The organism is Nonomuraea sp. NPDC050691 (assembly GCF_040654455.1).
In the GTDB taxonomy this organism is placed as follows: Bacteria; Actinomycetota; Actinomycetes; order Streptosporangiales; family Streptosporangiaceae; genus Nonomuraea.
In genome coordinates, this window is record NZ_JBFAIA010000306.1 from 1 (window position 1) to 4,775 (window position 4,775).

Annotated in this window: 6 protein-coding genes and 1 riboswitch; all 6 genes read left to right on the top strand. The window is 71.8% G+C overall.

Going from position 1 to position 4,775, the window contains the following annotated elements; all coding sequences use genetic code 11:
- Window positions 1-37 precede the first annotated feature (37 nt).
- Window positions 38-1,243, top strand: coding sequence for an aldehyde dehydrogenase family protein (locus AB0H81_RS43805; RefSeq protein WP_358388127.1), 1,206 nt, complete (start codon window positions 38-40; stop codon window positions 1,241-1,243).
- Between the two features lie 97 nt (window positions 1,244-1,340).
- The gene (locus tag AB0H81_RS43810) at window positions 1,341-2,105 is read left to right on the top strand and encodes a 3-oxoacyl-ACP reductase (RefSeq protein ID WP_358388130.1); all 765 of its coding nucleotides are present in this window, start codon (window positions 1,341-1,343) and stop codon (window positions 2,103-2,105) included.
- A gap of 14 nt (window positions 2,106-2,119) precedes the next feature.
- Window positions 2,120-2,809, top strand: a complete 690-nt coding sequence (locus AB0H81_RS43815; RefSeq protein ID WP_358388133.1) for a gamma-glutamyl-gamma-aminobutyrate hydrolase family protein — start codon at window positions 2,120-2,122, stop codon at window positions 2,807-2,809.
- 74 nt (window positions 2,810-2,883) lie between these two features.
- Window positions 2,884-2,981: riboswitch (glycine riboswitch) on the top strand.
- 128 nt (window positions 2,982-3,109) lie between these two features.
- The gene (gcvT, locus tag AB0H81_RS43820) at window positions 3,110-4,195 is read left to right on the top strand and encodes a glycine cleavage system aminomethyltransferase GcvT (protein ID WP_358388135.1); all 1,086 of its coding nucleotides are present in this window, start codon (window positions 3,110-3,112) and stop codon (window positions 4,193-4,195) included.
- Window positions 4,192-4,581, top strand: a complete 390-nt coding sequence (gene gcvH / locus AB0H81_RS43825) for a glycine cleavage system protein GcvH (protein WP_358388137.1) — start codon at window positions 4,192-4,194, stop codon at window positions 4,579-4,581. The genes gcvT and gcvH overlap by 4 nt, the downstream gene beginning before the upstream one ends.
- A gap of 51 nt (window positions 4,582-4,632) precedes the next feature.
- On the top strand, window positions 4,633-4,775 hold a 143-nt coding region (locus AB0H81_RS43830; protein ID WP_358388139.1), incomplete at its 3' end, for a serine dehydratase beta chain.

Consider the following 4,775-nt stretch of genomic DNA (forward strand, 5'->3'; position numbering starts at 1 on the left):
CCGGCTGTGATGGCCGGAGGAGGCGACGGTCAAGCTCTTGCTGCTGCGCCGCTTCGCCGACCTGGTGGACGCGCACGGCGAGGAGCTGGCCCGGCTGGAGACGGCCAACGCCGGCCACCCGATCGGCAACTCCCGCTGGGAGGCGGGCGCGGTCCGTGACGTCCTCCACTTCTACGCGGGGGCGCCCGAGCGCAACCACGGCAAGCAGATCCCGGTGCCCGGGGGCGTGGACGTCACGTTCCAGGAGCCCCTGGGAGTCGTGGGCGTCATCGTGCCCTGGAACTTCCCGATGCTGATCGCGAGCTGGGGCGTCGCCCCGGCGCTCGCGGCGGGCAACACGGTGATCGTGAAGCCCGCCGAGTGGACGCCACTGACGGCGTTGAGGCTGGCCGAGCTGGCCCTGGACGCGGGCCTCCCCGAAGGGGTGCTTCAGGTCCTGCCCGGGGCAGGAGAGGTGGCGGGGGCCCGGCTGGTCGAGCACCCGGACGTGGCCAAGATCGTGTTCACCGGCTCGACCGAGGTGGGCAAGGAGATCGCGGCCAAGGCCGCGGCGCACGTCAAGCGCATCACGCTGGAGCTCGGCGGCAAGTCGGCCAACATCGTGTTCGCGGACGCCGACCTGGACAAGGCCGCCCGCAGCGCCCCCTACGCGGTCTTCGACAACTCCGGCCAGGACTGCTGCGCCCGTTCGCGGCTGCTCGTGCAGGCCGAGGTGTACGACGAGTTCCTCGACCGCCTCGCGCCGGCGGTGCTCGGCGTCAAGGTGGGCGACCCGCTCGACGAGAGCACCGAGATGGGGCCGCTGGTCAGCGCCGAGCACCTCGCGCGGGTGCGCGGCTTCGTCGAGGACCAGCCCCACCTGCAGGGCACCTGCCCGCAGGGCAAGGGCTACTGGTTCCCGGCGACGGTCCTCACCTCGAAGGTCACCGACCGCGCCTTCACCGAGGAGATCTTCGGCCCGGTCGTGTCGGTCGTGCCGTTCGCCGACGAGGCCGAGGCCGTCCGGATCGCCAACGACACCCGTTACGGCCTGAGCGGCTCCATCTGGACCCGCGACGTCGGGCGGGCGCTGCGCGTGGCCCGCGCCGTCGAGGCCGGCGCCCTGTCGGTCAACTCGAACTCGTCGGTGCGCTACTGGACGCCGTTCGGCGGCTTCAAGGAGTCCGGCCTCGGCCGGGAGCTCGGCCCCGACGCCCTGTCCGCGTTCACCGAGACCAAGAACGTCTTCATCTCAACGGAGTGAACCCGACGCAGTGAGCGGAGTGGAGGCCCGGCGAAGGAGGGACTCCGCGAAGCGAATGAGGAGCGGTGAACGACCAATTGAGCAGGGAGTGACACCTATGCAGCGTTTGCAGGACCGCGTCGCCGTCATCACCGGCGCGGGCAGCGGCATCGGGCTGGCCACGGCCCGCCGGTTCGCCGAGGAGGGCGCCCGGGTCGTGTGCGTGGACGTCGACGAGGAGGCCGGCACCAAGGCCGCCTCCGAGGTCGGCGGGCTGTTCGTACAGGCGGATGTGACGAGCGAGGCCGACGTCGAGCGGATGTACCGGACGGCGTTCGACACCTACGGCAGCGTGGACGTCGCGTTCAACAACGCCGGCATCTCGCCGCCCGACGACGACTCGATCCTGGAGACCGGGCTCGACGCCTGGCGCCGCGTCCAGGAGGTCAACCTGACCAGCGTCTACCTGTGCTGCAAGCACGCCATCCCGTACATGCGGCGTCAGGGCAAGGGTTCGATCATCAACACGGCGTCGTTCGTGGCGGTCATGGGGTCGGCGACCTCGCAGATCTCCTACACCGCCTCCAAGGGCGGCGTGCTCGCCATGTCGCGCGAGCTCGGCGTGCAGTTCGCCCGCGAGGGCATCCGGGTCAACGCCCTGTGTCCGGGTCCGGTCAACACGCCGCTGCTCCAGGAGCTGTTCGCCAAGGACCCGGAGCGCGCCCAGCGGCGGCTCGTGCACGTGCCGGTCGGCCGCTTCGCCGAGGCGACGGAGATCGCCGCCGCGGTCGCGTTCCTGGCCAGCGACGACGCGTCGTTCATCACGGCGTCGGAGTTCCTCGTCGACGGGGGCATCTCCGGCGCGTACGTGACGCCGCTCTGAGGGAGGCGCGGATCGTGTCCCGTCCGGTCATCGGCATCACGACCTACGTGGAGCCCGCCCGCTACACCGTCTGGGAGCAGGACGCCGCGCTCCTGCCGTTCATGTACGTCGAGCAGGTGGTGCGGGCCGGCGGGCAGCCGGTGCTGCTGCCGCCGGCCGGCGAGCCCGGCCCGGTGGCGGCGCGGCTGGACGGGCTCATCCTGGCCGGCGGGGGCGACATCGACCCCGCCCGCTACCAGGAGGAGCCGCACGAGCGCGTCAGCTATGTCCGGGGCTTCCGCGACGACGCGGAGTTCGCCCTGCTGGAGGCCGCGCTGGAGCGGGAGGTGCCCTACCTCGGCGTCTGCCGCGGGCTCCAGGTGCTCAACGTGGCGCTCGGCGGCAGCCTCCACCAGCACCTGCCGGACGTGGTGGGCCACACGGAGCACTCCCCCGGGCCGGGCGTGTTCGGCCACCTGCCCGTACGGCCGGCGCCGGGCTCCCGGCTGGCCAAGGCGCTCGGCACCGAGCCGGTGGAGGTGCCGCACTACCACCACCAGGCCGCCGACCGGCTCGGGCGGGGGCTGAGCGTGACTGCCACGGCCGCCGACGGCACGGTGGAGGCCGTGGAGCTCGACGGGCACCCGTTCGCCGTGGCCGTGCAGTGGCATCCGGAGGCGGCGGACGACTGCGCCCTGTTCGAGGCCCTGGTGGCCGCCTGCTGACGATACGGGGCGCGGCGCCGGGCCCGCACGCGACAACAGCCCCGTCCCGGCACTAGGCTGGCGGGCATCACCGGCGAAACCGTGCGGGAGAGCGCCCTGACAGCCATCCAGGGCCCCTGAAGGAGCAAGCCCTCCCCGCGAACCTCTCAAGGCAAAGGACCGCGCGGACGAGGTGACCTCTGGAAAGCAGGCCCGCGGGCCTCGCCGAAGGTGAAAGTCCGGCAAAGCCCGGGCGAAGCTCTCAGGCATCCATGACAGAGGGGGAGGATCCTGGCATCCGACCCTGCCCTGAGGTGCGAAATGTCCCGACCTACACCGTTGCGAGACGTCCACGAGAGTCTCGGCGCGACCCTCACCGACTTCGCCGGATGGCTCATGCCGCTGCGCTACGGCAGCGAGTCCGCCGAGCACAACGCCGTGCGGACCGCGGCCGGGCTGTTCGACCTCTCGCACATGGGCGAGATCTTCGTCACCGGGCCGCAGGCCGGGCAGGCGCTCGACTACGCGCTGGTCGGCCACCTGTCGGCACTCGCCACGGGCCGGGCCCGCTACACCATGATCGTCAACGAGCGCGGCGGAGTGCTCGACGACCTCATCGTCTACCGGCTGGGCGAGGAGGAGTTCATGGTCGTGGCCAACGCCTCCAACTACGAGAAGGTGGCCGCCGAGCTGGCCGATCGCGCCAAGCCGTACGACGCGGCCGTCGAGGACCGCTCCGAGCAGTACGCGCTGATCGCCGTGCAGGGGCCGCACGCCCAGGAGATCCTCGCCACCCTCACCGACGCCGACCTGCCCGGCCTCAAGTACTACGCGGGCCTGCCCGGCGTGGTCGACGGGCGGCAGGCGCTCATCGCGCGCACCGGCTACACCGGCGAGGACGGGTTCGAGCTGTTCGTGGCCAACGAGGACGCCGTGCCGCTCTGGCACGCCCTCACGCGGGCCGGCGAGCCGTACGGGCTGCGGCCGGCCGGCCTGTCCAGCCGTGACACGCTCCGCCTGGAGGCGGGCATGCCGCTGTACGGCAACGAGCTGGGCCCCGACCTGACCCCGTTCGACGCCGGGCTGGGCAGGGTGGTGAAATTCGACAAGCCGGGCGACTTCGTCGGCAGGTCGGCGCTGGAGGCGGTCAAGGACACGCCGCCGCGGCGCCGGCTCGTCGGCCTCGTCGCCCGGGGCCGACGGGTGCCCCGCCATGGGTACCCGGTCACCAAGGACGGTGCCGTCGTCGGCGAGGTCACCAGCGGTGCCCCGTCCCAGACCCTGGGCAGGCCCATCGCGATGGCCTACGTCGAGGCCGGGGCGGACGAAGGTCTGGCCGTGGACATCCGGGGCAGCCATGAGGACATGGACCTCGTGGAGCTGCCTTTCTACAGGAGGAACAAGTGAGCAACATCCCTGACGAGCTGAGCTACACCAAGGAGCACGAGTGGGTGGCCGGCCTTGACGAGGCCATCACGGTGACCATCGGCATCACGGCGTACGCCGCCGAGGCCCTTGGTGACGTGGTGTTCGTCCAGCTTCCCGACGCGGGGACGACCGTCGCGGCCGGCGACTCGGTCGGTGAGGTCGAGTCCACCAAGTCGGTGAGCGAGATCTACTCCCCTGTGGGCGGCGAGATCGTCGAGGTCAACCAGGCCGTGGTGGACGACCCCTCCCTGGCCAACACCGACCCGTACGGCGACGGCTGGATGTTCCGCGTGCGCGTCGAGGGCGACCCCGAGGACCTGCTCTCGGCTGAGGAGTACACAGCCCTCACCTCGGGCGAGTCCTGACCCACCCGCCGGGGCCCGCCGGGCCCCGGCCCTGCTGAAAGGCGCACATCAATGGCGATCAGCGTCTTCGACCTGTTCAAGGTCGGCATCGGCCCGTCGAGCTCGCACACCGGCGGCCCGATGGCCGCCGCGCACAAGTTCGCGCGCGGCCTCGCCGAGGACGGCCTGCTGGAGCGGGTGGCCCGCGTCGAGGC

Excerpts from the sequence above, each read along its gene's own strand:
- AB0H81_RS43810 (WP_358388130.1), top strand. The coding sequence starts at position 1,341 with ATGCAGCGTTTGCAGGACCGCGTCGCCGTCATCACCGGCGCGGGCAGC.
- gcvT (WP_358388135.1), top strand. The coding sequence starts at position 3,110 with ATGTCCCGACCTACACCGTTGCGAGACGTCCACGAGAGTCTCGGCGCG.